Source organism: Variovorax sp. GW531-E2 (assembly GCF_059423125.1).
In genome coordinates, this window is sequence record NZ_JBWKXQ010000007.1 from 142,356 (window position 1) to 167,066 (window position 24,711).

Genomic DNA, 24,711 nt, shown 5'->3' on the forward strand with positions numbered 1-24,711 from the left:
AATTCGTGGCAACGAAGCCGCGATGACGAAGACGAAGCGCCCCGCTCATGTCGTCACATCGCGATGCTCACGCCCAGGCGCAGCGTGCGCGGCGCGCCGGGGAACAGGTAGACGTGGCTGAACTGGTAGGGCGATTCCTTCCAGTAGCGGCGATCGAACAGGTTGTCGACAGCCAGCGTCCAGCTCGTGGCCATGCCGGCCAGCTTGGTGTCGTAGCGCAGCACCGCATCCAGGCGCGTCCACGACGGCAGACGGATCGAGCCGTCGGGCAGCACGTTGCGGCGACCTTCGTACGACAGCTGTCCCGCGAGTTCGAGGCCCGGCACCGACGCGAAGCGGTACGCGGCCTGCGCGCGCAGCACCTGCTTGGGCACGTTGGTGGGCGCCTGTCCGTTGAGTTCGGGCGCGGTCGTGCTGCCGCGCCGCTTGGCGTCGATGAGCGCGAAGCTGCCGCCCAGGCGCCAGGGGCCGCCGGCCCATTGCGCGCCGGCTTCGAGGCCGCGATGCACCGCGCGGCCGTCGTTGCGCACCGTGCAGGACGCGCCGCACAGGTCGAGGTTGGTCATCGGGCGCGAGATGTTGAACCACGCGACCTGCCAGTTGAACGCCGCGTCGCCGCCCTTCAGGCCCAGTTCCCACTGGCGCGATTGCAGCGCGGGCAGCGCCTCGCCCGCGTTCGCGTACTGCGAACTCTTGTTCGGCACGACCTGCGACTCGACGCCCTTGCCCCAGCTCGCATAGGCGAGCAGTCCGGGCTGGATCGTGTAGCTGGCCGCGATCCACGGCGTGGTGATGCTGTCGCTGTAGCCGGTGGGGCGCGAGCCGTCGGTGCGGATGCTGTCGCGCGACAGCCGCGTGTGCCGCGCGCCGATCCAGGTCGTGAAGCGGTCGTTCCAGCGGATCGCGTCCTGCACCGACAGCTCGGTTGAGCGCTCGTTGCGGTTGGTGTTCGCGTCGGTCAGGCGCGGGTCGGCCGGCGTCATCGCGGTGGCCCAGATGTTGCCGGTGCCGACGTAGTTATAGGCCTGGTCCTGGAAGCGGTTGCGTACGCGACTTTGCAGCAGGCCGAAGCCCAGCTCGTGGCGCACGCTGCCCGTCATCACGTTGCCCTTGAGGTTGAGGCTGCCCGCGGTTTGCGTGCGGCGCTCGTTCTCGCTGCGGAAGTCGTACACGTCGAAGGTGCCGTCGGAACAATAGCGGTCGTAGTTGCCTTCGGCGCCGCAACCGAAGGCGTAGGCCAGCCGGTCGTCGGTCTTCAGGCGCTGCTGGCCGATCTGCGCGCTCCAGCGCCAGTCGGCATTCAGCGCCTGGCTGAAGCGCACCGTGCCGGTCAGCGCCTTGAACACCGAGGGCTGCGACCACGGCTGGTTGTTGAGGTTGACGCGCGGATCGACCGGCCGGGGCAGCGTGTTGCCCAGCAGGCTGTAGCCGTTCTGGCTCGGCTGCTGCTTGTGGCTTTGCTCCACCTCGAACTCGAGCACCGAGTCGCGTGTGATGCGCCAGTCGGCCGCGAGCGAGAAGAGGCGGCGGCTGCCGTCCAGGTTGTGCGTGAGCGGTTTGAGCTTTTCGCCGGCCACGTTGAGCCGGTAGCCGAACTGACGGTTCTCGCCGAAGCGCCCACCCAAGTCGAGCGCGCTGAGCACGCTGCCGCGGCTCGTGGTTTCGAGGCGGATGGTGCGCAGGTCCTGCTCGGTCGGGCGCTTGACCACGTAGTTGACGAGCCCGCCCGGCGCGCTGGTGCCGGCCTGGATGCCGCTGGTGCCGCGCAGGATCTCGATGCGCTCCTTGTTATCGAGCGGGATCGCCGTCTCGGCGCTGATCGGCAGGCCTTCGCGCCGGTAGTTGAAGCGGTTGTCGAGCACGAAGCCGCGCACCGTGAGGTAGTCCCAGTAGCCGGCGGAGTTGTAGGCGTCAGTGACCGAGGCGTCGAACTGCGTCAGGTCGGCGAGGCGGCGTGCGCCGCTGCTGCGCAGTTGCTGGCTGTCGATGATGGTGGCCGACAGCGGCAGCTCGCGCAGCGGCACATCGCCGAAGCCGCTGATCTCGGCCTGCGGCGCGGCGGCGCCGTCGTTCACGGTGACCTCGGGCAAGGCCTGCGACTGCGATTGCGCATGCGTGCCGCAGGCGCCGAAAGTGAGGAGGGCGGCGGCAAGCGCGCGCGAGAGCGGGGAGTGCGAGAAAAGTCGAGCGTTCATTCTGTGCGTTCAGGGGAACCGGGGGCGGCGTGCATTGCCGTCATCCATTGCGCGGCCGTGGCCTCGGGGTCGTCGGCGGCGACCAGCGCGCGCACCACGGCGACCGAGCCGACGCCGGTGGCGAGCACCTCGGGCAACCGCACGGCATCGACGCCGCCGATGCCCACCTGCGGGTAGCCGCGCAGCAGGCGCGCGTAGGCCGCGAGCCGCGCCACGCCCTGCGGCGCGGTCGCCATCTTCTTGAGCGTGGTCGGGTAGATGGCGCCCATCGCGATGTAGCTCGGGCTCACCGCGTCGGCACGCACCATCTCGGCATAGCCATGGGTGCTCACGCCGAGCCGCAGGCCCGAGGCGCGCAGCTGATGCAGTTCATCGGGCGACAGCGCGTCGAGGTCTTCCTGCCCGAGGTGGATGCCGTAGGCGCCGGCTGCGATGGCGACCTGCCAGTGGTCGTTGATGAAGAGCAGCGCACCCGTGCCGCGCACCGCATCGACGGCGGCCTGCACTTCGCGCGCGACGGCCTCGGCGTCGTCCGACTTGAAGCGCAGCTGCACCGTCGGCACGCCGGCGCGCGCCATGCGGCCGACCCATGCCGCATCGGGCAGCACGGCGTAGAGGCCGAGCCGTTCGGGGCAGGGCGGAAAGGCGTCGGCGCGCGCGGTCGGCGGAAACGGGCCCATGCCGAAATCGACCGGCGCATCGGGCCATGCCGACGCGTCGAACTGGCTGAGCCGTTCGGTCTGCGCGCGCCACGCATGGGCGAGGCATTCGGCGTCGATCTCGATGAAGCCGAGCGCGGTGCAGGCCTGTTTGGCGCCCCGATAGATGGCGTCGTCGGAGGTAAAGCGCGGCGCGCCGCTCACGGCCGTGGCCGTGGCGGCGCCGAAGCGCAGGCCGTGGGCCGCGACGATGGCTTGCGCCACGGCGCGGGCGTTGGTGGTGTCGATGGGGTTCATGGTGCGTGGTGCCAGAAGGGTGTGCCGAGCACGGGCGTGCTGGGTTGCGCGGCGTCCTGTGCGGCCATCGCGCCGGCGCGGTAGGCGGCGCGGCCGGCCTGCACCGCATCGGCGAACGCGCCGGCCATGGTGACTGGCTCCTGTGCGAGCGCGACGGCGGTGTTGAGCAGCACGCCGTCGTAGCCCCACTCCATCACCTGGCACGCATGCGAGGGCAGGCCGAGGCCCGCGTCGACCAGCATCGGCACCTGCAGCCTTTCGCGCAGCAGGCGCAGCGCATACGGGTTGACCGGCCCGCGCCCCGTGCCGATGGGCGCTGCCCAGGGCATCACGGCCTGGCAGCCGACATCGACGAGGCGCTGGCACAGCACCAGGTCTTCGGTGCAGTACGGCAGCACGTGGAAGCCGTCGCGGATCAGCTGCGACGCCGCATCGACGAGGTTCAGCGTGTCGGGCTGCAGCGTGTAGTCGTCGCCGATGAGCTCGAGCTTGATCCACGGCGTGTCGAACAGCTCGCGCGCCATCTGTGCGGTGGCGATCACCTCCTGCACGCTGTGGCAGCCGGCGGTGTTGGGCAGCACCGGCACGGCCAGTTTGCGCAGCAGCTCCCAGAAGCCGTTGCCGAGGTCGCTGTTGCCAGAGCCCTGGCTGGCGGTCTGACGGCGCAGCGAGGCGGTCAGCATCGCGGGTTGGGCGCGCTGTACGGCGGCTTCGAGCACGTCGGGCGACGGGTAGCGCGCGGTGCCCAGCAGCAGGCGGCTGTGGAAGGTCTGGCCGTAGAGGACCAGGGGATCGGGATTGGTCATGGTTGTCGTCTCCATCGTCTTGTCTCTGGTGCGTTCGTTCAGCCGCCGGTCACCGGGCGGATCACCTCGACGCGGTCGTCGGCGTGCAGCGGGTGCGTGGCATAGGCCGAGCGCGGCACGAACTCGCGGTTCACCGCCACCGCGAAAGGCGGCACGGCCTGCAGCACGGCCAGCGCGTCGGCAAGCAGCGCGCCCTCGGGCAGCGTGCAGGGCTTGTCGTTGATCAGGATGTTCATCGTCGATGTCGTTGTCGTCATGCGTCGGGCACGTCCATGCCGAAGCCGCGTGCGAGCGTGGAACGGCCGTGCGCCAGCAGTTCCATCGCCGCGTCGAGCAGGGCGGGCGCGATCATGAAGCCGTGGCGGTACAGGCCGTTGATCTGCAGCACGCGCGGCTGCGGCTGGCGAATGGCGGGAAGGTTGTCGGGCAGCGTGGGCCGGCATTGCGTCGCGATCTCGACGATGCGCGCCTCGGCAAAGCCGCTGTGCACTGCGTAGGCCGCGCTCAGCAGCTCGAGCGTGGAGCGCACGCTGGCGGGCGACAGGTCGTCCGACTCGATCTCGGTCGCGCCGATCACGAACAGGTGATCGGGCTTGGGCGCGATGTACAGCGGATAGCGCGGATGCACGAGGCGCGTGGGGCGCTGCAGCGTGACCTCGGGCGCATGCACGCGGATCACCTCGCCGCGCACACCGCGCAGTGCGTTCCATTGCGGCTTGGCGCCGAGGCCTCGGCAGTCGATCACCCAGTCGGGCTGGCCCGCCGTGCCGGGCGAAAAGTCGGAGGGCGCACGCGGCGATTGCCAGTGCAGAGTCACGCGCGCATCGGCTTCCAGAGTGGCGCGCAGCGACGCCAGCAGCGCACGGTTGTCGAGCTGGCCTTCGCCCGGCAGGTACAGGCCGCAGGCGAAGCGCGTGCCCAGCGAGGGCTCCAGCGCGGCGATGGCGGCGGGCGTGTCGAGTGCCTGCATCGGCGCCAGCTCGGGCACCTGCGCGCCGGTGCGCGCCAGCACGCCCGCGAGCCGCGTAGCCTCGGCGGCGTCCTGCCGATGCCACAGCACCAGCGTGCCTTCGCGCTGGAAGAACACGGGCTGCGCCAGCGGCGCCAGCAGCTCGGGCCAGCGCGACAGCGCGTGCTGGCCCATGCGCACGACCGACACCGGCGCCACGGCCGATTCGGCCAGCGGCGCGAGCATGGCGGCGGCGACGCGTGCGGCTGCGCCTTCGGCGTCGGGGCTGCCGGCTTCGTACAGGTCGATGCGGCAGCCGGCGCGCGCCAGCTCGACCGCGAGCAGCCGGCCCATCAGGCCCGCGCCGAGGATCGCCGCCGAGCCGAAAGGCAGGGGATGCGGTGCGCTCATGCGGCACCTCCGTCGGCTCGCCGATAATTTTCGACATGACCCAAGCACCCACCCAGCGCTACGCACGCGTGCTCTCCATCGCCGGCTCGGACAGCGGCGGCGGCGCCGGCATCCAGGCCGACCTCAAGACCTTCGCGGCCCTCGGCTGCTACGGCATGACGGCCATCACCGCGCTCACCGCGCAGAACACGGTGGGCGTCTCGGGCATCCACGGCGTGCCGCCCGACTTCCTCAAGGCGCAGATCCAGGCCGTGGTGGAAGACATCGGCGTCGACGCCGTCAAGCTCGGCATGCTGCACGCGCCCGAGGTGGTCGAGGTGGTGGCCTGGGCCATCGACCGCTACCAGCTGAAGAACGTGGTGCTCGACCCCGTGATGATCGCCACCAGCGGCGACCGCCTGATCGCGGCCGAGACCGTGCAGGTGCTGGTGCGCGAGCTGTTCCCGCGTGCCGTGGTGGTCACGCCCAACCTCGACGAAGCCGCCTTGCTGGTCGGCCACGCCATCGGCGGCATCGACGCGCTCGACGGCGCGGCCGACGAACTGCTCGCGCTCGGTGCCAAGGCCGTGCTGCTCAAGGGCGGCCACCTGCCGGGCGACGAGGTGGTCGACGTGCTGCTGGAGCGCAGCGGCGCGCGCAAGCGACTCGCGTCGCAACGCATCGCCAGCCGCAACCTGCACGGCACCGGCTGCACGCTCTCGTCGGCCATCGCCGCGCATCTGGCACTGGGCCTGGCGCTGCCCGACGCGGTCGAGCGCGCACGCGCGTACATCCTCGGCGCGATGCGCGCCGGTGCGGATGTGTTGGTCGGCGCGGGCCACGGTCCGCTCAACCACGGCTTTGCGCCAGTGCCGACCCACCGCGTGCCGCTGTCGGGCGGCTGAGCCAGGCCAGCACGAAGGTCGCCGCCAGCGTCGGCAACGCCGAGCCGAACTGCGGCGCCCATTTGGCGAGCGCGTGGTAGGCCGCGATGCCCGCGAGCCAGATCAGCGCCGCGCCCCAGTCGATGGTGCGCGTGCCGCTGGCCGACACGGCGTGGCCGCTGCCGAGCCGCCCGAGGATCACGCCGTACAGCGGCACGAACACCGAGCTCAGCAGCAGCAGGAAAGGTTCGAGCGTGTGCATCGGCAGCACCAGCGCGAGGCCGATGCACAGCACCGCCAGCAGCAGGCCCCAGCGCTTCACGCTCCAGCGCGGCAGCAGGCTGTGCGTGGACACCGAGCCCGAGTACACGTCGCCATAGGCGTTGTCGAGTTCGTCGATGAGGATCAGGCCCAGCGCCACCAGGCCGCCCTGCGCCAGCAGCAGCGCCATGACCAGGCTGGTGCCCGGTTCGGCCACGCTCACCACCATCACGCCCAGCGCATAGCACCAGATGTTGGCGAGCGCGTAGCCGATCCAGGTGCCGCTGAACGCGCTGCCCAGGCCGCCCCCCGCGCTGCGCTTGCCGTGGCGCGCGTAGTCGGCCACCAGCGGCAGCCACGACACCGGCATCGCGATCACGAGGTCGAGCGCGCTGAACATGCCCATGCTGCCGTTGCCCGGCCGTGCCCAGAAGGCGTCCAGGCCCTTGGCGTGCAACTGCGTGGCGAACTGCCAGCTGAGCCACAGCAGCGACAGCACCACCAGCGGCAGGCCGAAGCGGCTCACGAAGCGGCGCACCAGCTTCACCATCGAGCCCGCGAGCAGCGCCAGCAGCACCGCGCCCCACAACAGGGTGGTCAGCACGCCGCCCCAGGCCGTGCCCAGCGCGGCGCCGAAGGCCTGCTGCCCGATGGCCTGTGTGCCCTCGCGCATGATCACGAGTTCGAAGGTGGTCCAGCCCACCAGCTGCACGATGTTGAGCAGCACCGGCAGCCGCGCGAAGGCGCTGCCGTAGGTGGCGTGCATCAGTCCGGCGCTGGCCAGCCCGGTTTCGCAGCCCAGCCGCGCCGTCCAGGCCAGCAGCCCGGCGCCGAGCAGCGAGCCCAGCACGATCGCCAGCGTCGCGTCGCGCGTGCCCACGGCCGGCACCAGGTAGGCGCCGATCTGCATTACCAGCAGCCCGACGCCGAGGCTGAACCACAGCGAGGCGTGGTCGTGCCAGCCGAAGACGCGCCGGGCGGCGGGCAGGGGCGTGAGCGCTTCGTTGCCGGACGAAGCGGAACTGTCGTTGTCGTTGTGTGCCATCCGTTTGCTCCAGTGCAAAAGGTTTGGCAGGTGGGCGAGGCTCCAGTGGCGTGGCCGTCGCGCGAGACAACGCGACAGGCCACCGGACCAGCTTCCCTGCGCGAGGATTACCTCAGTCAGGTTCAAAGGGACTTTCTCAGCCACACCGGTCGAAACCGGTGCAGCACCCCTAGCGAAATGTCATTTTAGGCGCGTGTGTCGCAGACGCACCGAAAAGTTCCTGCGCACGGAAGAATCCGGCCACAGCGGGCCTTGCACCCGCCGCACCGATGGCGTGCCGGGGCCGAGGGCCTATTCCTCGTGCTTTCCCGCGCCTTCGGCGGAAAAATTCTCGACCACCGATTCGAGCCACCGGCCGACGATTGCCATCTCTTCGTCGCTGAAACCCTGGGTCAGCCGTGCGTTCAACGCGCCGAGCCCGGCCTTTGCACGCTGTCCCGCAAGCCGTCCTTCCTCGGTCTGGTACAGGCGGAATGCGCGCCCGTCGTTCGGGTCTTGCGCGCGGGTCAGGTAGCCGGCCTTTTCGAGCCGGGCGGCAAGGCCGGACATGGCCGGGGCACCGATGTTCAGTGCCTGCGCGACTTCTCCCGTCAGGGCGCCATCGTTGGCCGACAGGAAAAACATCGTGCCGGCCTGGGCTGCCGACAGCGCGGGCAGGGCGTCGCCGCGGGTTTCTTTCCAGCGCTGCACCGCCCGCTGGGCGACGTTCAGAAGAAACACCAGCCTGTATTTTTTTTGAGCTTTCATCGGATTCCTGTGGCCTGGGCGAAGGCGCGGCAGGTTACATCTTATCCGTATTTATTTCGCACGCGAAGCATATACTTCGCGTGCGAATTAAATGCCATCCCTCTCGCACGGTGCGAGAGGGCAACCAGGAGAACCTATGACCGAATACGTGACCGTCGAATCCACCCAGGGTGTCCTGACCCTCACGCTGGCCAGGCCGGAGAAGATGAACGCACTGACCAATGCCATGTATGGCCGTCTGGCCGATGCCATCGCAGGCGCCGAGAGCGACCCGTCCGTCCGGGCCATCGTGATGCGAGGCGAAGGTGGCATGTTCACCTCGGGCAACGACCTGGGCGAATTTGCTGCCGTGGCTGCCGGGAAGGCCGGCAACGAAGAGCGCCATGTCGCCCGCTTCCTGCGTGCGTTGGCGAGTTCAACGCGCCCGGTGATTGCGGCGGTCAACGGACGCGCAGTCGGCGTGGGGACCACCTTGCTGTTGCACTGCGACTTCGTCGTGCTGGCTGAGGATGCGCTGCTGTCCACGCCGTTCGTCAACCTGGCGCTGGTTCCCGAAGCGGCGTCGAGCCTGCTGCTGCCTGCCCGCATCGGCCACGTTCGTGCCTACGAGATGTTTGCGCTGGGCCTGCCGGTGTCCGCTGCACAGGCCTTGGCCTGGGGCATCGCGAACCGGGTCGTTCCTGTGTCGGACCTGCACGGCGAGGCGCAGAAGGTTGCCGAGCTGCTCGCCAGCCGTGCCGCGGGCTCGTTGAAGCTGACGAAGGGCCTGATGAAGCAGGGCGCGGCCGTTGCAGCCCAGATGGACCTCGAAGGCGCGCAGTTCGTGGAGCGCCTCCAGAGTCCCGAAGCGCGCGAAGCCTTCACGGCGTTCGCCGAGAAGCGGGCCCCTGACTTCTCAAAGACTGCGGCGTAACGGCAAGCGGGCCGGTCATCGTCCAGATGTCGACCGACCCGTGATGCGCCGGTCCGCGGGCCCACGGCCCGGGTGAGAATCTCCGCCACGAGGGCGCCTTCGAATGCCCTGGAGGCTCCCCGCACATGACAGACGACCGCAAGCACCCGGAACCACCGGCCTCATCGCCCGCACCCCACGCGCGGCTGCGGCGCTTCCGGGTCGACGTCGGCACGATCATCTGCGCGGTCGCGCTGCTGCAGTCGCTGCTGCTGGTGGCCTTCGGCTACTGGGGGGCGGAGAAGCTGGTGTCGAAGGTGGGCGAGTCGGCGCACAAGGTCAACCACGACCGGGTCGAGGACAACATCCTCGCCTTCCTGGCCAAGACCGAGGGCCTGGTGCGCGCCATCGCCCACACGCCCGACCTGCACCCGGCGGGCCACGATGGCGAGCAGACTGCCGAGCTGCTCTGGGCCGCGCTGGAACAGACACCCGAAATCGACAGCATCGGCGTGGGCAGCGACGACGGCCATTTCTTGATGGCCATGCGCCACCCCGTGTCGGTGGTGCGGCAGGTGCTGCGCGAAGGTCGCACCACCACCGAGACCTGGGAGTACAAGTCGCCGCCCGACAGCGACGACGACGAAGACCCGCGGCGGCGCTACGAGACCACGCGCATCGAGGCCTTCCGCAGCGAAGACGACCCGGTGCACCAGGACTGGTTCACGCAGGCCGAGAAGGCGCAGCGCGCCGTGTGGACCGCGCCCTTCGTGCTGCCCTCGATGAAGGAACTGGGCGTGAGCCACGCGCGGCCGAGCCGGCGGCAGGACGAGGAGGGCGTCACGCAGACGATGGTGGCGGTCGCCAGCGTGTCGCTGGGGCATCTCTCGAACCTCGTGCGCCTGTTCGGTGGCACGGGCCACGGCCACAGTGCCTTGCTGAGCGCCGACCACCACGTGATCGCACGCAGCGATCACCCGCATTCCGTGCGCGTGCTCGAAGACCCGGACGAGGGCGTGCTCGGTGCGCTGCACACCCACATGCTGGCCAACGGCAGCCGCGGCTGGACCGAGGACATGGCCTTTGCCCTCGTGCACGAGGGCATGCACTACCAGGTGCAGACCTCGCGCATTCCCGCCACCGACTGGCATCTGGTGAGCTGGGAGCCCGAAGAGGCGCTGCTGGGTGCACTGCATCGCAACGTGCTGTGGTCGCTGCTGCTGGTGCTGGCATTCCTGGCGATCGCGCTCTTCATTTCGCTGCGCCTGTCGAAGCTGGTGACCGCGCCAATCGAGAACCTCTCGCGCACGGCGCGGCGCATCGGGCGGCTCGAGCTCGACGACCTGCCGCGCGAGTCGAGCCGCGTGCTCGAGATCCAGCACCTGAACCAGGCGCTGGACGATTCCGCGCGCAGCCTGCAGGCCTTTCGCAAGTTCGTGCCGGTGGACGTGATCCGCCAGCTCATCGCCGAAGGGCACGCACTCGAACCCAACGGGTCGCCGCGTCGCATCACCGCGATGTTCACCGACGTGGAAGGATTCACGGCCATCGCGGAATCGATGCCGGCCGATCTGCTGATGCGGCAGCTGACCGACTACTTCAACCTCGCCACCCGCGTGTTCGCGCGCCACGGCGGCGTGATCGACAAGTTCATGGGCGACGGCATCATGGTGCTGTGGGGCGCGCCCACCGACCTGCCCGACGCGGAGTACCGCGCCTGCGCGGCCTCGCTCGAACTGCACGCCGAGATGACCGAGCTCAACCGCCGCTGGCAGGCCGAGGGCCTGCAGCCTTTTCGCACGCGCATCGGCATGCACACCGGCGTCGTGATCGCCGGGGTGCTCGGCTCGAGCGACCGGCTGTCGTACACCGCGCTGGGCGACGTGATCAACGCGGCCAGCCGCATCGAGGGCACCAACAAGCAGCTGGGCACGCGCACGCTGATGTCCGAGGCGACCTTCGAAGGGCTGGGCGGGCGCCTGGCCACGCGGCGCATCGAGGAGCAGGTCGAGCTGCGCGGGCGGCAGACGCAGATGGTGCTCTACGAGCTGCTAGAGGTCGAGCACCAACCTCGGTGAGCGGGCCCGCGAGCAGCAGGGCAGGAAGCAGTCGTTGGCCGCCTGCTCGGCCGGCGTCAGGTAGAGGTCGTGGTGCGCGACCTCGCCCGCGAGCACACGCGTGAGGCAGGTGCCGCAGACGCCCTGCGCGCACGAGACCGGGATCTCGATGCCTTCGGCGGCGAGCGCGTCCAGCACCGTCATCGTCGTGGGGATGTGGACGACGCGGCGCGAGCGGTGCAGTTCGACCTCGAAGCTGCCCTGTCCATCGGCTGGCGGTGCGGCGCCCGAGAACGACTCGAAGTGCACCTGCGTGTCCGCCCAATGCAGGGCGCGTGCGGTCGTGCGCACGGCCTCGAGAAAGCCCGAGGGGCCGCAGACATAGACGTGTCGGCCCGGAGTCGGACAGCCGAGGGTCGCCGCGAGGTCGATGTGCTGTGCGGGCGGGCCGTCGTCGTGGTGAAAGAACACCTTGTCTGTGAACGTGCTGTCTTCGAGCCGCCGCCGGTAGGGCGCGCGCGCCGCCGAGCGGCTGCAGCAGTGCAGCGCGAAGTCGGCCCCCAGCGCGGCCAGCCGCTGCGCCATCGACAGCAGCGGCGTCACGCCGATGCCGCCGGCCAGCAGCAGGCTGTGCGTTGCGCTTTCGTCGAGCGCGAAGAGGTTGCGAGGCGGGCTGATCTGCAACACCGAGCCCTCATGGACGGCGTCGTGCATCGCCCGCGAGCCGCCGCGCGAGGCGGCGTCGCGCAGCACGCCGATTTCGTAGTGCCCCTCGTCGCCAGGGGCCGATGCGTTGCACAGCGAATACTGGCGCACGAGCCCGCCGGGCAGTGCGACGTCGATGTGCGCGCCCGCCGTGAAGGCCGGCAAGCGCTCGCCATCGACGGGTACCAGCCTGAAGCCGGCCACGCCTTCGGCCTCGACCGTCTTGCGCGCCACCCGCACCGCGATGCCTGCACCGCTCGACACGCCATTCATTCCTTGGGCATGAGGAAGTTGCCGGCCTCGAACTGCACGGGCGGGGCCGCGGGGTCGAAGCTCACGCCGGCCGGGTCGCGGCCTTCGCGTAGCGCGTCGAGCTGGCGTTGCAGCAGTCGGCGCAGCATCACGATGCCGCGGTCGGACGAGGCCAGGTGCTCTTCCGAATGCGCCGTGATGGCGCCCTGGCTCACCTGCGCCTCGTAGTCGCCGGGGAAGGCGCGGTGCTCGGCCTCGCTCAACTCTTCCCACAGCTTGCCGTTCAGGCGCGAGCGCACGCGGGCAAGGTCGCCGGGGTTTTTCACCCGGCCGACGGTGTAGATGCGAAAGCTGTGGTCGTCGATCGGCAGCACCCAGCCGATCGACTCGACGCGCCCGTAGGCGGCCACGCGCGGGTTGGGCACCACGCGCAGCGTCGGCAGCACGGGGCCGGCCACGCGGCGGAAGGTGCTGCCGTCCTCGAGCGTGCGGATCGAGGTGATCGTCACTCCGGTCTCGGTGCTCTCGAAGCTCACGTCGGGCATCTGACCCATGAGCGCCACGAACTGCGTGCCGCTGAAGCTGCCGTGCAGCACGGGCACGTGGAAGGGGTCGGCCACGTTCTCGTAGTGCTGTAGCCAGTTACACGGAATGACCTGCGGCCCGCCGCCGCCGATGCTGTTGCCGTCGGCTTCCAGGGTCTCGCCGTCGTCCATGGTTTCGAGGCAGTCGTAGCGTGGCAGCACGGGCTTCTTCTCGGCCGGGCCAAGGTACGCCCAGACCAGGCCGTATTGCTCCTGCACCGGGTACCAGGGCTGGCGCACGCGGCCGCGGCTGCGCGCACCGCCATCGGGTTCGCAGGGCTGGTCGACGCAGTGGCCCTGCACGTCGAACATCCAGCCGTGGTAGCAGCAGCGGATGCCTTCTTCTTCCACGCGCCCGTAGTACAGCGAGGCCCCGCGGTGGGCGCAGCGCCAGTGCACGAGGCCCGCGCGGCCTTTCTTGTCGCGGAACAGGATGAGGTCTTCGCCCAGCACGCGCACCTGGCGCGGCGTGTCGGTGGCGTCGGCGGCCAGGCCGATGGGGTGCCAGTAGCGGCGCAGCAGCTCGCCCATGGGCGTGCCCGCGCCGACCTCGGTCAGCTCGGGTTTGTGGCTCGGCGCCTTGCGGCCGTAGGCGGTACCGGTGTCGAAGGCGATGGGTTGCCACTCGGACGTGGCGGAAGGGGGGGCGACGGCGCTCATTCGGGGGTGACTCCTGCGGCCTTGATCAGGTCCGCCACGCGGGGAAAGTCGGCCTTGTAGCCGGCACGGAATTCGGCGGGCGTGCTGCCCAGCGGCTCGAAGCCGTAGCCGGCCAGCCGCTCCTGGATGTCGGGCAGCTTCGTGATCTCGCGCAGCGCGAGCGACCATTCGTCGAGCACGGGCTGCGGCGTGCGGGCGGGCGCGTACACACCGATCCAGCTGTCGAGGTCGAAGCCTGCAAAGCCCTGTTCGGTGAAGGTCGGCACGTTGGGCATCGAGCGCACGCGCTGGCGGCCCGTGATGCCCAGCACCTTGATGCGCCCGGCCTGTGCGAGGCCGCGTGCGGTCGCAGGGTTGGCCCAGGCCACGCCCAGCGCTTCGCCGAACATGTCGTTGTGCGCGGCGGCCTCGGCCTTGTAGGGCACGTGCACGAGGTCGATGTGGTTCTGGCGCGCCAGCAGTTCGCCGAACAGGTGCGCGTTGGAGCCGTTGCCCCAGGTGCCGTACGAAACGCCGGGATGCGCCTTGGCGTAGGCCACGAACTCGCGCACGGTGGAGAAGGGCGCCGAGGCGCGGGCGATCAGCATCGGGCCGCCCGTGGCCAGTTGCGACAGCGGCTCGAAGTCTTTCACCGGGTCGTAGGGCAGCTTGGGTTGCAGCACCACGTTGTTGATGTGCGTGAGCGGCAGCGTGAGCAGCACGGTGTAGCCGTCGGGCGCGGCCTTGGCGACGGCATCGGCCGCGATGGTGCCGCTGGCGCCGGGGCGGGCCTCGACGATCACCGGCTGGTTCCAGCGCGCCTTGAGCTTCTCGGCATAGACGCGGGCGATGGCGTCCATCGGTCCGCCGGGCGAGCCGAAGGGCACGATGCGCACCACGCGGTTGGGAAAGGGCGCGGGCTGTGCGAAGGCGGGGCCGGCGGCGAGGGCCGCGAAGCCGGCACCGAGCACACCGAGTGCATGGCGGCGCGTGGTGCACGTCTTGTCCGCCGCATGTGCTTCGGGCGGCGAGGGTCTGAACCGATTCATCGTGTCTCCAGTCGTGTTGTACTTGTGCGCTGGACGATACGGACAGCCTGCCCCGCGGGCAATTCGAAGCTTTGAATATGAGATATGGCCCAACGTGATATCCGCAGCCTCGACGTCGGCATGCTGCGGACCTTCGATGCCCTGATGCGCGAACGCAGCGTGTCGCGCGCGGCGACCCGGCTCTTCCTGAGCCAGCCGGCGGTGAGTGCCTCGCTCAACCGGCTGCGCGACACCTTCAACGATCCGCTGTTCACGCGCACGGCCCACGGCGTGGAGCCCACCGCGCGCGCCCATGCGCTGGCCGGCCAGGTCGAGCGCGTGCTGGCCGACCTGTCGGCGATGCTGGAGCCCGGCGAGGGCTTCGAGCCGGCGTCGTCGCAGCGCATCTTTCGCATCTCGGGCAGCGACTACGCCAGCCACCTGCTGTTGCCCACGCTCGCCAACGAACTCGCGGCCTGCGGCTCGCGCATCCGCCTGCACTGGGAGACCAGCTCGTTCCTCACGCTCACCGAGCGCCTGCGCAAGGGCGACTTCGACGTGGCCGTGCTGCCGCGCCTGCAGCCGCCGAGCGATTGCGAATCGGCGCTGCTGTACGAAGACCGCTACGTGGTCGCGGTGCGCCGCGGCCATCCGACATTGGGCGCGGCGGCCACGCTCGACGCGTTCTGCGAGGCAGCGCACGTGTTCCTGGGCTACGGCAGCTCGGCGCTGGACGACCTCATCGACCAGGTGCTGGCGCGGCAGGGGCGCACGCGCAGCATGCGCGTGGCGATGACCAGCTTCGGCCAGATCGTCGACCTGCTGGCGCAGACCGACCATGTGGCCGTGCTGCCGCTGCGCGTGGCCGAGCGCTTTCGCGATCGCCTCGCGGTGCACCCGCTGCCCTTCGAGCTGCCGGGCTACCGCTCGGTCGTCTGCTGGAACCGCCGCTCGAATTCGGATGCGGGCGTGCTGTGGCTGAAAGACGCGCTGCTGCGCATCGCGCTCACTGCGCCGGCTTGAGCCTGCGCGCGAAAGCCTCCAACCCGTCGATCGTGATCTGGATGTGCCGCTCGAAGCTGCTGTCGAGCGGCACGGTGGTGCCGTTGTCCCAGCGCAGGATGAAGGCCTTGTTGGCCAGCTGCGGCAGGTGGCGCGCGAGCACGGGGTGGTCGAGCGGGCGGATCGTGTGGACGCGCTCGCGCAGCTCTTCGGCCCAGGCCTGCGTGTTGTCGGCAGGCAGGGGCGAGAACTCCATCGTCAGAAAGCCCAGCATCGCGGCGATCACGCAGTTGTAGGCCTCGCGCAGCGGCTCGCCGTCGAAGCCGGCCTCGGTCAGCGCCGCCAGCACGCCTTCGACCAGTTCGGTCGGCAGGCTGCCGTTGGACACCAGCTGCGCCCCGAGCAGTTGCGCCACGTTCGGGTGCTGCCGCACCGCCGCGCGGCAGCGGTGGAACAGCTCGGCGATCCAGTCCTGCCAGGCGAGCGTGCCTCTGGGCGGCGTGACCTGCGCCATGACCGTGGCGGCGACTTCGGCGAGCAGGGCCTCGCGCGTGCTGACATGCCAGTGCACCGTGGCCGGGTACACGCCGAGCTGCGCCGCGATTTCCCGCATGCTGAAGGCGCCGAGGCCGAAGGCGTCGATGTGCGCCAGCGCGGCTTCGGCGATGCGCTGCTTTGACAGTGCCGCGCCGCCGGCAGGGCGGCCGGCCGTCCGGGGGCGAGGCTCGGGGGCTTTTTTCTTCATGGATGCAGCCATTGTGCAGCGGGTGAATTGATTGTATAAATATTATTAATTGAGCATTGATCAATTAAGCGGACCGGGCGCTCCCGGTACGTTCCATTCCCAAAGGATGTCTCCCATGACGACCGCCATCGATCAGGCCCTGGCCCAGGCCCATCAACGCTTCACCGACGGCAACCCGGAAAGCCTGCGCCGCTTCGAGGCACAGACGCGCTACATGCCCGGCGCCAACAGCCGCTCGGTGCTGTTCTACGCGCCGTTCCCGCTCACCATCGCCAAGGGCGAAGGCGCGGCGCTCTGGGACGCGGACGGCCACCGCTACACCGACTTCATCGCCGAGTACACGGCCGGCGTCTACGGCCACTCGGCGCCCGAGATCCGCGAGGCCGTCATCGAGGCGATGCAGGGCGGCATCAACCTCACGGGCCACAACCTGCTCGAAGGCCGGCTCGCGCAGACGATCTGCGAGCGCTTCCCGCAGGTCGAGCAACTGCGCTTCACCAATTCGGGCACCGAGGCGAACCTGATGGCGCTCACGGCCGCGCTGCGCTTCACGGGGCGGCGCAAGATCGTGGTGTTCTCGGGCGGTTATCACGGCGGCGTGCTCGGCTTCGGCGACCAGCCGTCGCCGACCACCGTGCCCTTCGATTTCCTCGTGCTGCCCTACAACGACGCGGACACGGCGCGCGCGCAGATCGACGCGCACGGCGCGGACATTGCCGCCATCCTGGTCGAGCCGATGCAGGGCGCGAGCGGCTGCATTCCGGGGCGGCACGATTTCCTGCAGGCATTGCGTGATGGGGCCACGCGGGTCGGCGCGCTGCTGGTCTTCGATGAGGTGATGACTTCGCGGCTCGGGCCGCACGGGCTGGCGAACGGGCTGAGCATTCGCTCCGACCTCACGACGCTGGGCAAGTACATCGGTGGCGGCATGTCCTTCGGCGCCTTCGGTGGGCGAGCCGACGTGATGGCGCAGTTCGACCCGCGCACCGGCGCGCTCGCGCACTCGGGCACCTTCAACAACAACGTGATGACGATGGCGGCCGGCTATGCGGGTCTCACGCAGTTGTTCACGCCCGAGGCGGCGGGCGCGCTGGCCGAGCGCGGCGAGGCGATGCGATCACGGCTCAATGCGCTGTGCGAACACGAGGGTGTCGCGATGCAGTTCACCGGCGTGGGCTCGCTCATGAATGCGCATTTCCTGCGGGGCGAGGTGCGGCGCGTGGCCGACCTGGCGGCAGTGGACGGGCGCTTGCGGCAGCTGCTGTTCTTCCACCTGCTGAGCGAGGGGATCTACACCTCGCCGCGTGGATTCGTCGTGCTCTCGCTGCCGTTGTCGGCGCATGATATCGATCGCTACGTCGCCGCCGTGGGCAGCTTCATCGAGGCCTGCCGGCCGCTGCTGCTCAGCGCGGGGTAGTGCCCGCCACGCCCAGCAGTTCGTGCAGGCGCGTGCTGGTGGTCGTGTACTGCAGCGGGATCGCCTTGCCCGGAAACACCCGCGCGGCAGCGCCCCAGGCCGCCAGCGTGGCCTCGTGGAAGCCGCAGACGATGAGCTTCTTCTTGCCCGGGTAGGTGTTGATGTCGCCCACCGCGAACACGCCGGGCTCGCGGGTTTCGTACTTCTCGGTGTCGACCGGCACCTGCTTGCGTTCCAGCTCGAGGCCCCAGTCGGCGATGGGGCCCAGGCGCGGCGAAATGCCCAGGCAGGCGACCAGCGCGTCGAGCGGCAGGTCGACCGTGGTGGCGTCGGGCGTGGTGACCTGCAGCTGCCGGCCATCGAAGGCGCTCGGCTGGCCGACCCGGAAGGCCAGCTTGCCGTCGGCCACGAGGGCGCGCATGGCGGCCACGTTCGCCTCGTCGGCCTGGAAGCCGTCGCGACGGTGGACCAGCGTCACCTGCCTGGCCAGTGCCGTGAGGGCGATGACCGTTTCCAGGGCGATGTCGTCGCCACCGTTGACCACGACCGTCTGGCCGGCGAAGCGGTCGAGCGAATCGGGGTGATAGAACAGCGTCGAGCCTTCGAACTGCCCGATGCCGTCGACCGCGATGCGCTTGGGCACGAAGGCGCCGACGCCGGCCGCGATGAACACGGTCTTCGCGAGGAAGGCCGTGCCGGCCGAGGTGGTCAGCAAGAGCCGGTCGTCGGCCTGGCGGGCCAGGGTAGAAACCTGCTCGCCGAAGTGGAATTGCGGCTTGAACGGCGCCACCTGCAGCAGCAGCGACTGCGCCAGATCGCGCCCGCTGGTGACCGGGGTGCCGGGAATGTCATAGATCGGCTTGTGGCCGTACAGCGCCACGCACTGGCCGCCCGCGGCGGGCAGCGCATCGACGATGTGGCAGGAAATCTCGAGCAGGCCCAGCTGGAAGGCCTGGAACAGGCCGACCGGACCGGCGCCGATGATCAGCGCGTCGGTCTCGATCGGTGCGGGCGCCTGGCTCAGCGCACCAGCTCCGAGATCTTGCCGGTCTTGTCCTTCCACTCCTCGGCTTCGGGCAGGGCAGGCTTGCGCTTGGTGATGCTCTTCCAGCCGTCGGCCAGGGCCAGCTCGGCGTTCAGCTTGATGAAGGCGATCTGGTCGGCCGGCAGGTCTTCCTCGGCGTAGATCGCATTGACCGGGCATTCGGGGATGCAGACGGCGCAGTCGATGCATTCATCCGGGTCGATCACCAGCATGTTGGGACCTTCGCGGAAACAGTCGACGGGGCAAACGTCCACGCAGTCGGTGTATTTGCAACGGATGCAGGCTTCGGAGACGACGTGGGTCATTTGTCTTTTAGCGTCAGGAGAAGGGGCTGGAAAACCCTAGATTTTAGGCCTTTGCGGCGGGCGGCTGCACGAGCACGGCTGCGGAGGTGCGATGAGAGGCCGTATCGACCAGTACGAGTGACCCCAGCGCACGCGATTGGGCGAAGGGCAGCACGGCCAGCGGCTGCTGCAGCGCGAGCACCACATCGCCGATGGAATTGGCCTCCAGCTGGGTCGCCGGCTCGGATTCGAGGGTCGTGATGTTCACGCGATCGACGATGCGCGCCACCTTGGCCTTGACCCAGCGGTGGCCCTGCAGCGCCCAGTACACGCGGCCCGCGACCAGCGGCTCGTCGTCGAGCCAGGCCACGGTGGCGGTGATCTCGCGCACGGGCTCGAAGGCCTCGGGCGCCAGCAGCCAGTCGCCGCGCGACACGTCGAGTTCGCGGTCGAGCACGATGCCGGCGCTGTGGCCCGCATGCACGGTCTTCGGCTGGCGCGTGTGGCTCAGCACCTGCGCCACGGTGGCGGTCTGGTTGCTGGGCAGCACCGTGACGCGCTGGCCGGGCTCCACGTGGCCCGAGGCGACGCGGCCCCAGAACACGCGACGGCCCTGCGAGGTGTCGGCCGAGGCCGAGAACTTCTCGACCCACTGCACCGGGAAGGCGAAGGGCACGGCTTCGTCCTGCGCGGTCACGGGCAGGTCTTCGAGCAGCTCGAGCAGGCTCGGGCCTTCGTAGCCGACCCAGTCGGCATGGCGCGTGGCCACGTTCCAGCCCTTGAGGGCCGAGATCGGCACGATGGCCGCGACCTTCACGCCGGCCGCTTCGGCAAAGGCGTTCAGCGCGGTCGAGATGCGCTCGAAGGCGAGGGCGGCGTCGTCGATGGCGTCGAGCTTGTTGACCGCGAACACGATCGACTGCACGCGCAGCAGGTGGGCCAGCAGCGTGTGGCGGCGCGTCTGCGGCAGCAGCTCGCGCTTGACCACGGTGCCGTCTTCGACCTCGGCGGCCCAGGCCAGCTTGGTGGCATCGACCAGCACCACGGCCGCGTCGGCGGCCGAGACGGCCGTGACCATGTTGCGCGTGTACTGCTCGTGGCCCGGCGCGTCGCCGATGATGAACTTGCGCTTGGCGGTCGAGAAGTAGCGGTAGGCCACGTCGATCGTGATGCCTTGCTCGCGCTCGGCCGAGAGGCCGTCGGTCAGCAGGGCCAGGTCGGTCTCGCCGCCGCGCTGCACGCCGGCCAGCTGGTCCTGCAGCACGGTCTTGCTGTCGACCAGCAGGCGGCCGATGAGCGTGCTCTTGCCGTCATCGACCGAGCCGCAGGTGATGAAGCGCAGGGCGGTGCCGGTGTCGCCGTGGACGTCGGACGTGGCGGGGGTTGCGATCGTTGTGCTCATCAGAAGTAGCCGTCTTTCTTGCGTTTTTCCATCGAAGCTTCGGACGTCATGTCGTCCATGCGCGTGGCGCCGCGCTCGCTGACGTCGACCGACAGCGTCTCCAGCACCACGTCGCCCGCGCCTGCGGCCAGGCTCTCGACCGGGCAGGTGGTCGTGATGTCGCCCACGGTGCGAAAGCGCACGTCGCGCACCTGCACGGTCTCGCCGTCGCGCGGCGGCGTGAGTTCGGTCACCGGCACCAGCAGGCCGCGGCGTTCGACCACTTCGCGCTTGTGCGTGTAGTAGATCGACGGCAGGCCGACGTTCTCGCGCTCGATGTATTGCCACACGTCGAGTTCGGTCCAGTTCGAGATCGGGAACACGCGGAAGTGCTCGCCGGGGGCCAGGCGCGTGTTGAACAGCGTCCACAGCTCGGGGCGCTGGTCTTTGGGCTGCCACTGGCCGAAGCTGTCGCGGTGCGAAAAGATGCGTTCCTTGGCGCGGGCCTTTTCTTCGTCGCGGCGGGCGCCGCCGATCAGCGCGTCGAAGCGGAATTCTTCGATCGCCTCGAGCAGCGTCACCGACTGGTGCGCGTTGCGCGATTCGCCGGGATGGGCCAGGCGCACGGTGCCGCGCTTCATCGAGTCTTCGACGCTGCGCACGATGAGTTCGGCGCCCAGTTCCTGCGCGCGCTGGTCGCGGTAGGCCGTCACTTCGGGGAAGTTGTGGCCCGTGTCGATCATGAGCAGCGGGTAGGGAATGCGGCCGACGCCGAAGGCTTTTTCAGCGCACTTGAGCAGCACCAGCGAATCCTTGCCGCCCGAGAACAGCAGGGTGGGGCGCTCGAAGGCGGCAGCCACTTCGCGCAGGATGAAAATGGTTTCTTCTTCCAGCGCGTCGAGGTGCGTGTTGGACAGGTTCGCGGGTGAATGCATGGGCGGCTGCAGCAGGTCGGCTTCGGTACGGGCGTTCATCGGATGGGGTCCTGGAGGCGGAGATCGATCGTTCAGTGCGACAGATGCAAGCCGCATTCGCGGTTGTCTTCGCCCTTGGTCGGGTCCACGTAGTCGAAGTTGTTGGGCAGGCCGTTGGCTTCGCAGTATTCGTACAGGTCCTTGGACGACCAGTGCAGCAGCGGCGCGACCTTGATGAGGCCGTCCGGGTTGACGCTGACCGGGTCCATCTGCGCGCGCACGGCCGTATCGGTGGCCCGCAGTGCGGTGAACCAGACCTTGGGCGCGGTCTCGCGCAGGGCGCGGGCAAAGGGCTCCAGCTTCACTTCTTCGGTGAAGGCGGCGTGGCGCGGATCGTCCAGCGCGGGCGTGGCGCCTTCGACCGCTTCGCGGTGCGCGCGCGAGCGGCGCGGCAGGTAGATGTGCAGATCCAGGCCCAGGAGCTTCGTCACCTCGTCGGCAAAACGGTAGGTGGCCTCGGTGTTGTAGCCGTTGTCCATCCAGACCACCGGAACGTCCCGCTTGGCGCGCGTGACCATGTGCAGGATCACGGCCTCGAAGGGGCGGAAGTTGGTGGTGATGATCGCGGGCTGGCCCAGGCCGACGGCCCAGTCCACCAGGCCCTCGGCGTTGCGGCCGAGTTCGGTGTTGATGCGTGCGAAGTCGATGTCGGTGGCGATGCTCATGGGACTCTCTTGTCTGCTCAGGCGCCGGCCACGAAGTGCGGCGCGGTCTTCACTGCGTCGCCCTGGTAGAACGTGGCGAAGCGGTCGAACTGGCGCTGTGCGTCGGAGGCGTCCACGCCTTCCTTGAGCACGGCGCTGGAGAAGCCGGTGCGTTCCATCTGCACCAGCTGGTCGATCAGCACATCGCCCGTGGCGCGGATGTCGCCCGTGAAGCCCAGGCGGCGGCGCAGCAGGAAGGCCTGGCTGTAGGCGCGGCCGTCGGTGAACTTCGGAAAGTTCAGGTCGATGCGCTCGATGTCGGCCAGGCACACCTCGATGGCGAGCGGGTCGGCGTCGTTGGCCAGTTGCAGGACCTTCGGGTCGCCGTCGTCGATGTGTTCTTCGGCCGAAAGGATGTTCAGAGTCTTCTTCATGCTGCTTCCTCCACCTTGAATCGCGCACCGTTGGCCGCGGCCTTGAACGGGTCGTGGCCCACGCGGCGCAAGGTGTCGATGAAGGTCTCGCCGTTGGCGCGGGTGTCGCGGTACGTGGTGAGCACGGCCTCGATCACGCCCGGCACTTCGGCCGCCGAGAACGAGGGGCCGACCACCTTGCCGGCCTGCGGCGCGCCGCTGAGCGCGGAGCCGTCGGAGCCGCCGAGGGTGACCTGGTACCACTCCTTGCCGTCCTTGTCGACGCCCAGGATGCCGATGTGGCCGCTGTGGTGGTGGCCGCACGAGTTGATGCAGCCGCTGATGTGCAGGTCGATCTCGCCCAGGTCGTCGAGCTCGTCGAGGTCCTGGTAGCGCTCGGTGATGGCTTCGGCGATGGGAATGGAGCGCGCGTTGGCCAGCGCGCAGAAGTCGCCGCCGGGGCAGGCGATCATGTCGGTCAGCAGCTGCACGTTGGCGCTCGCGAAACCGGCGGCGCGGGCGGCGAGCCACAGCGCGTGCAGGTCTTCGGCGTGCACCCAGGGCAGCACCACGTTCTGGTCGTGCGTCACACGGGCTTCACCGGCCGAGAAGCGGTCGGCCAGCTCGGCGATGGTGTCGAGCTGGTCGCCCGAGGCGTCGCCGGGCGCCTGCTTCAGGCGCTTGAACGACAGCGTCACGGCGCGCAGCGCGGGGTTCTTGTGGGCGTCGACGTTGCGGGCCAGCCAGCGGGCGAACATGACGTCGTCGGCGGCGTGGGCGCGCAGCTCGGCGTCGGTTTTTTCGGCGCTTTGCAGCACGCGGGTGGCCAGCGTCGGCGGCACGAAGGAGGCGGCCACGCGGTCGTATTCTTCCTGCGTGATGGTGTGCGGTGCGCCGTCGTGCTCGAGGATCTGCTTGTACTCGGCCTCGACGTCGTCGATGTAGCGCTGGCCTTCGGCCTTCACCAGGATCTTGATGCGCGCCTTGTAGATGTTGTCGCGGCGGCCATAACGGTTGTAGACCCGGATCACCGCTTCGAGGTAATTCATGATCTGCTGCCAGGGCAGGAACTCGCGCAGCACGGTGCCGATGATGGGCGTGCGGCCCATGCCGCCACCCACCTGCACGCGGAAACCGATGTCGCCGGCATCGTTCTTCACCACGTGCAGGCCCACGTCGTGCCAGCCGGTGGCGGCGCGGTCTTCGGTGGCGCCGGTGATGGCGATCTTGAACTTGCGCGGCAGGAAGGCGAATTCAGGGTGCAGCGTGCTCCACTGGCGCATGATTTCCGCGAAGGGGCGCGGGTCGGCGATTTCGTCGACGGCAATGCCGGCGCGCTCGTCGCTCGTGATGTTGCGGATGCAGTTGCCGCTGGTCTGGATGCCGTGCATGTCGACCGAAGCCAGCAGGTCCATCACGTCGGCCGACTTGGCCAGCGGAATCCAGTTGTACTGGACATTCTGGCGCGTCGTGAAGTGGGCGTAGTGGGTGGGCAGCTTGTGGCTGCCGAGCAGGCCCTGGGTCTCGATGGCCTTGCGGTAGACCTCGGCTTCGGGCTCGTCGTATTCGCGGGCGATGCGGGCCAGCACGCGCAGTTGCTTGCTCGACAGCTCGCCGTACGGCACGGCCACGCGCAGCATCGGCGCGTAGCGCTGCACGTACCAGCCGTTTTGCAGGCGCAGGGGGCGGAACTCGTCCTCGTGCAGGCGGCCCTTTTGCCAGCGCTCGAGCTGGTCTCGGAACTGGGCAGCGCGTTGGTGAACGAACTGGCGGTCGAATTCTGTGTATTGGTACATCGTGCGTATGTGTCTTGAAGAAGTGCGGTGCCGCACGTACAACGGGGCGCCCCAGCAAGAAGCCCCGGATTCTGAAAGCCCGCCTTATGGAAACAAACTATTTTTTGGTTCGCGTCTTATGCGGATAAGCTTATTCACCAGCATCCATGCGGGTTGCGAGGCGGTTGGTTGCTTATTCCGGATAAGGCGCGAAGGCCGGCGCGGGGTCGCCGGACGCTGGATTCTAGGAACCCGGGGGCACTCGCGCAGGGCGCCTACCGCAGCTTGAAGTCGAAGCCCAGGGTCTGCGGCGAACTCAGCAGCTGCCGCGCGGCCTTGTCGGCCTGGTGCTGCGCATTGAGCCATTCCCGGGCCAGCCGGGCTTCGGTCCGGTTCAGGTGCTCGATGCCGTGGTGGCGCTCTTTCGACCAGGCCTGGAAGCACTTCACCACCCGCAGCGGATCGCCGATCTGCTCCTCGATCCGCAGCCGGTAGATGTCCGCGGCCACCATGACATCCTTCAAAGTGAAGTTCTGGCCTTTGACGTGGACCACGTAGGGGACCACATAAGAAGTTGTCCTGGCGAGATCGCTCATGCCTTCATCCGTGCCTCAAGTCGCTGCCTGTGCCGCAGATTAGCG

General features: G+C 69.0%; 24 protein-coding genes and 1 riboswitch. Of the genes, 5 read left to right on the forward strand and 19 right to left on the reverse strand.

What is annotated here, in order from left to right:
• Nucleotides 1-53: 53 nt before the first annotated feature.
• Genes AC07XP_RS07260 through AC07XP_RS07280 form a run of 5 tightly spaced genes read right to left on the reverse strand, consistent with a single transcriptional unit; the run spans nucleotide 54 to nucleotide 5,317 of the window.
• Nucleotides 54-2,195 carry a TonB-dependent siderophore receptor gene (locus AC07XP_RS07260; RefSeq protein ID WP_495264228.1) on the reverse strand — a complete coding sequence of 714 codons (2,142 nt, stop codon included), beginning with the start codon at nucleotides 2,193-2,195 and terminating at the stop codon, nucleotides 54-56.
• Entirely contained in the window at nucleotides 2,192-3,151 is a 960-nt protein-coding gene (gene thiE / locus AC07XP_RS07265) for a thiamine phosphate synthase (RefSeq protein WP_495264229.1), read from the reverse strand. Before thiE ends, AC07XP_RS07260 begins: the two co-directional genes overlap by 4 nt.
• Nucleotides 3,148-3,957 (reverse strand): thiazole synthase, encoded by an 810-nt coding sequence (locus tag AC07XP_RS07270; protein WP_495264230.1) that lies wholly within the window; start codon nucleotides 3,955-3,957, stop codon nucleotides 3,148-3,150. Before AC07XP_RS07270 ends, thiE begins: the two co-directional genes overlap by 4 nt.
• Nucleotides 3,958-3,995: 38 nt before the next feature.
• Nucleotides 3,996-4,193, reverse strand: a complete 198-nt coding sequence (gene thiS / locus AC07XP_RS07275; RefSeq protein ID WP_062472460.1) for a sulfur carrier protein ThiS — start codon at nucleotides 4,191-4,193, stop codon at nucleotides 3,996-3,998.
• 17 nt (nucleotides 4,194-4,210) lie between these two features.
• Nucleotides 4,211-5,317: an FAD-dependent oxidoreductase gene (locus AC07XP_RS07280; protein WP_495264231.1), complete on the reverse strand. Its 1,107-nt coding sequence runs from the start codon at nucleotides 5,315-5,317 to the stop codon at nucleotides 4,211-4,213.
• A gap of 35 nt (nucleotides 5,318-5,352) precedes the next feature.
• Here AC07XP_RS07280 and thiD point away from each other — a divergent pair, with 35 nt between their 5' ends.
• Complete coding sequence (thiD, locus tag AC07XP_RS07285; RefSeq protein WP_495264232.1) at nucleotides 5,353-6,201, forward strand: bifunctional hydroxymethylpyrimidine kinase/phosphomethylpyrimidine kinase; 849 nt, start codon at nucleotides 5,353-5,355, stop codon at nucleotides 6,199-6,201.
• Here the strand turns inward: thiD and AC07XP_RS07290 are convergent.
• Both AC07XP_RS07290 and AC07XP_RS07295 read right to left on the reverse strand, forming a co-directional pair.
• Nucleotides 6,146-7,486, reverse strand: coding sequence for a purine-cytosine permease family protein (locus AC07XP_RS07290; RefSeq protein WP_495264233.1), 1,341 nt, complete (start codon nucleotides 7,484-7,486; stop codon nucleotides 6,146-6,148). The two genes, thiD and AC07XP_RS07290, sit on opposite strands and share 56 nt — an antisense overlap.
• A gap of 76 nt (nucleotides 7,487-7,562) precedes the next feature.
• Nucleotides 7,563-7,667: riboswitch (TPP riboswitch) on the reverse strand.
• A 110-nt stretch (nucleotides 7,668-7,777) separates the two neighbouring features.
• The gene (locus AC07XP_RS07295; protein ID WP_070060883.1) at nucleotides 7,778-8,233 is read right to left on the reverse strand and encodes a MarR family winged helix-turn-helix transcriptional regulator; all 456 of its coding nucleotides are present in this window, start codon (nucleotides 8,231-8,233) and stop codon (nucleotides 7,778-7,780) included.
• Between the two features lie 136 nt (nucleotides 8,234-8,369).
• Between AC07XP_RS07295 and AC07XP_RS07300 the strand changes: the two genes are divergently transcribed.
• Both AC07XP_RS07300 and AC07XP_RS07305 read left to right on the forward strand, forming a co-directional pair.
• Entirely contained in the window at nucleotides 8,370-9,146 is a 777-nt protein-coding gene (locus AC07XP_RS07300) for an enoyl-CoA hydratase (protein ID WP_062472475.1), read from the forward strand.
• A gap of 125 nt (nucleotides 9,147-9,271) precedes the next feature.
• Nucleotides 9,272-11,203 carry an adenylate/guanylate cyclase domain-containing protein gene (locus tag AC07XP_RS07305; protein WP_495264234.1) on the forward strand — a complete coding sequence of 644 codons (1,932 nt, stop codon included), beginning with the start codon at nucleotides 9,272-9,274 and terminating at the stop codon, nucleotides 11,201-11,203.
• Here AC07XP_RS07305 and AC07XP_RS07310 read toward each other — a convergent pair.
• Genes AC07XP_RS07310 through AC07XP_RS07320 form a run of 3 tightly spaced genes read right to left on the reverse strand, consistent with a single transcriptional unit; the run spans nucleotide 11,177 to nucleotide 14,411 of the window.
• Nucleotides 11,177-12,151: a PDR/VanB family oxidoreductase gene (locus tag AC07XP_RS07310; RefSeq protein WP_495264235.1), complete on the reverse strand. Its 975-nt coding sequence runs from the start codon at nucleotides 12,149-12,151 to the stop codon at nucleotides 11,177-11,179. The genes AC07XP_RS07305 and AC07XP_RS07310 overlap by 27 nt on opposite strands.
• 5 nt (nucleotides 12,152-12,156) lie before the next feature.
• Nucleotides 12,157-13,383 (reverse strand): Rieske 2Fe-2S domain-containing protein, encoded by a 1,227-nt coding sequence (locus AC07XP_RS07315; RefSeq protein WP_495264236.1) that lies wholly within the window; start codon nucleotides 13,381-13,383, stop codon nucleotides 12,157-12,159.
• Nucleotides 13,380-14,411 carry a Bug family tripartite tricarboxylate transporter substrate binding protein gene (locus tag AC07XP_RS07320; protein ID WP_307635685.1) on the reverse strand — a complete coding sequence of 344 codons (1,032 nt, stop codon included), beginning with the start codon at nucleotides 14,409-14,411 and terminating at the stop codon, nucleotides 13,380-13,382. The genes AC07XP_RS07315 and AC07XP_RS07320 overlap by 4 nt, the downstream gene beginning before the upstream one ends.
• 84 nt (nucleotides 14,412-14,495) lie before the next feature.
• On the opposite strand from AC07XP_RS07320, the gene AC07XP_RS07325 reads away from it, so the two are divergent.
• On the forward strand, nucleotides 14,496-15,413 hold the full coding sequence (locus AC07XP_RS07325; protein ID WP_495264237.1) for a LysR family transcriptional regulator: 918 nt from the start codon (nucleotides 14,496-14,498) through the stop codon (nucleotides 15,411-15,413).
• Here the strand turns inward: AC07XP_RS07325 and AC07XP_RS07330 are convergent.
• On the reverse strand, nucleotides 15,397-16,137 hold the full coding sequence (locus AC07XP_RS07330; RefSeq protein WP_495264238.1) for a TetR/AcrR family transcriptional regulator: 741 nt from the start codon (nucleotides 16,135-16,137) through the stop codon (nucleotides 15,397-15,399). The two genes, AC07XP_RS07325 and AC07XP_RS07330, sit on opposite strands and share 17 nt — an antisense overlap.
• Before the next feature lie 115 nt (nucleotides 16,138-16,252).
• Here AC07XP_RS07330 and AC07XP_RS07335 point away from each other — a divergent pair, with 115 nt between their 5' ends.
• Complete coding sequence (locus AC07XP_RS07335) at nucleotides 16,253-17,554, forward strand: aspartate aminotransferase family protein (protein WP_495264239.1); 1,302 nt, start codon at nucleotides 16,253-16,255, stop codon at nucleotides 17,552-17,554.
• On the opposite strand, the gene AC07XP_RS07340 is transcribed toward AC07XP_RS07335, so the two are convergent.
• The 8 genes from AC07XP_RS07340 to AC07XP_RS07375 form a co-directional block, all read right to left on the reverse strand.
• Nucleotides 17,541-18,617: an NAD(P)/FAD-dependent oxidoreductase gene (locus AC07XP_RS07340; protein WP_495264240.1), complete on the reverse strand. Its 1,077-nt coding sequence runs from the start codon at nucleotides 18,615-18,617 to the stop codon at nucleotides 17,541-17,543. The genes AC07XP_RS07335 and AC07XP_RS07340 overlap by 14 nt on opposite strands.
• The gene (fdxA, locus tag AC07XP_RS07345; protein WP_062472491.1) at nucleotides 18,575-18,904 is read right to left on the reverse strand and encodes a ferredoxin FdxA; all 330 of its coding nucleotides are present in this window, start codon (nucleotides 18,902-18,904) and stop codon (nucleotides 18,575-18,577) included. Before fdxA ends, AC07XP_RS07340 begins: the two co-directional genes overlap by 43 nt.
• Before the next feature lie 43 nt (nucleotides 18,905-18,947).
• A complete protein-coding gene (locus AC07XP_RS07350) occupies nucleotides 18,948-20,285 on the reverse strand; it encodes a sulfate adenylyltransferase subunit 1 (protein ID WP_495264241.1) in 1,338 nt (445 codons plus the stop codon).
• Nucleotides 20,285-21,238, reverse strand: coding sequence for a sulfate adenylyltransferase subunit CysD (cysD, locus tag AC07XP_RS07355; protein WP_307588654.1), 954 nt, complete (start codon nucleotides 21,236-21,238; stop codon nucleotides 20,285-20,287). Before cysD ends, AC07XP_RS07350 begins: the two co-directional genes overlap by 1 nt.
• A 32-nt stretch (nucleotides 21,239-21,270) precedes the next feature.
• Entirely contained in the window at nucleotides 21,271-21,903 is a 633-nt protein-coding gene (locus AC07XP_RS07360) for a phosphoadenosine phosphosulfate reductase domain-containing protein (protein WP_139706772.1), read from the reverse strand.
• Nucleotides 21,904-21,920: 17 nt separating this feature from the next.
• Nucleotides 21,921-22,316, reverse strand: a complete 396-nt coding sequence (locus AC07XP_RS07365; RefSeq protein ID WP_062472499.1) for a DUF934 domain-containing protein — start codon at nucleotides 22,314-22,316, stop codon at nucleotides 21,921-21,923.
• Nucleotides 22,313-24,091: a nitrite/sulfite reductase gene (locus tag AC07XP_RS07370; protein ID WP_159276726.1), complete on the reverse strand. Its 1,779-nt coding sequence runs from the start codon at nucleotides 24,089-24,091 to the stop codon at nucleotides 22,313-22,315. Before AC07XP_RS07370 ends, AC07XP_RS07365 begins: the two co-directional genes overlap by 4 nt.
• Before the next feature lie 254 nt (nucleotides 24,092-24,345).
• Nucleotides 24,346-24,666, reverse strand: a complete 321-nt coding sequence (locus AC07XP_RS07375) for a hypothetical protein (protein WP_139705889.1) — start codon at nucleotides 24,664-24,666, stop codon at nucleotides 24,346-24,348.
• Nucleotides 24,667-24,711: the final 45 nt, after the last annotated feature.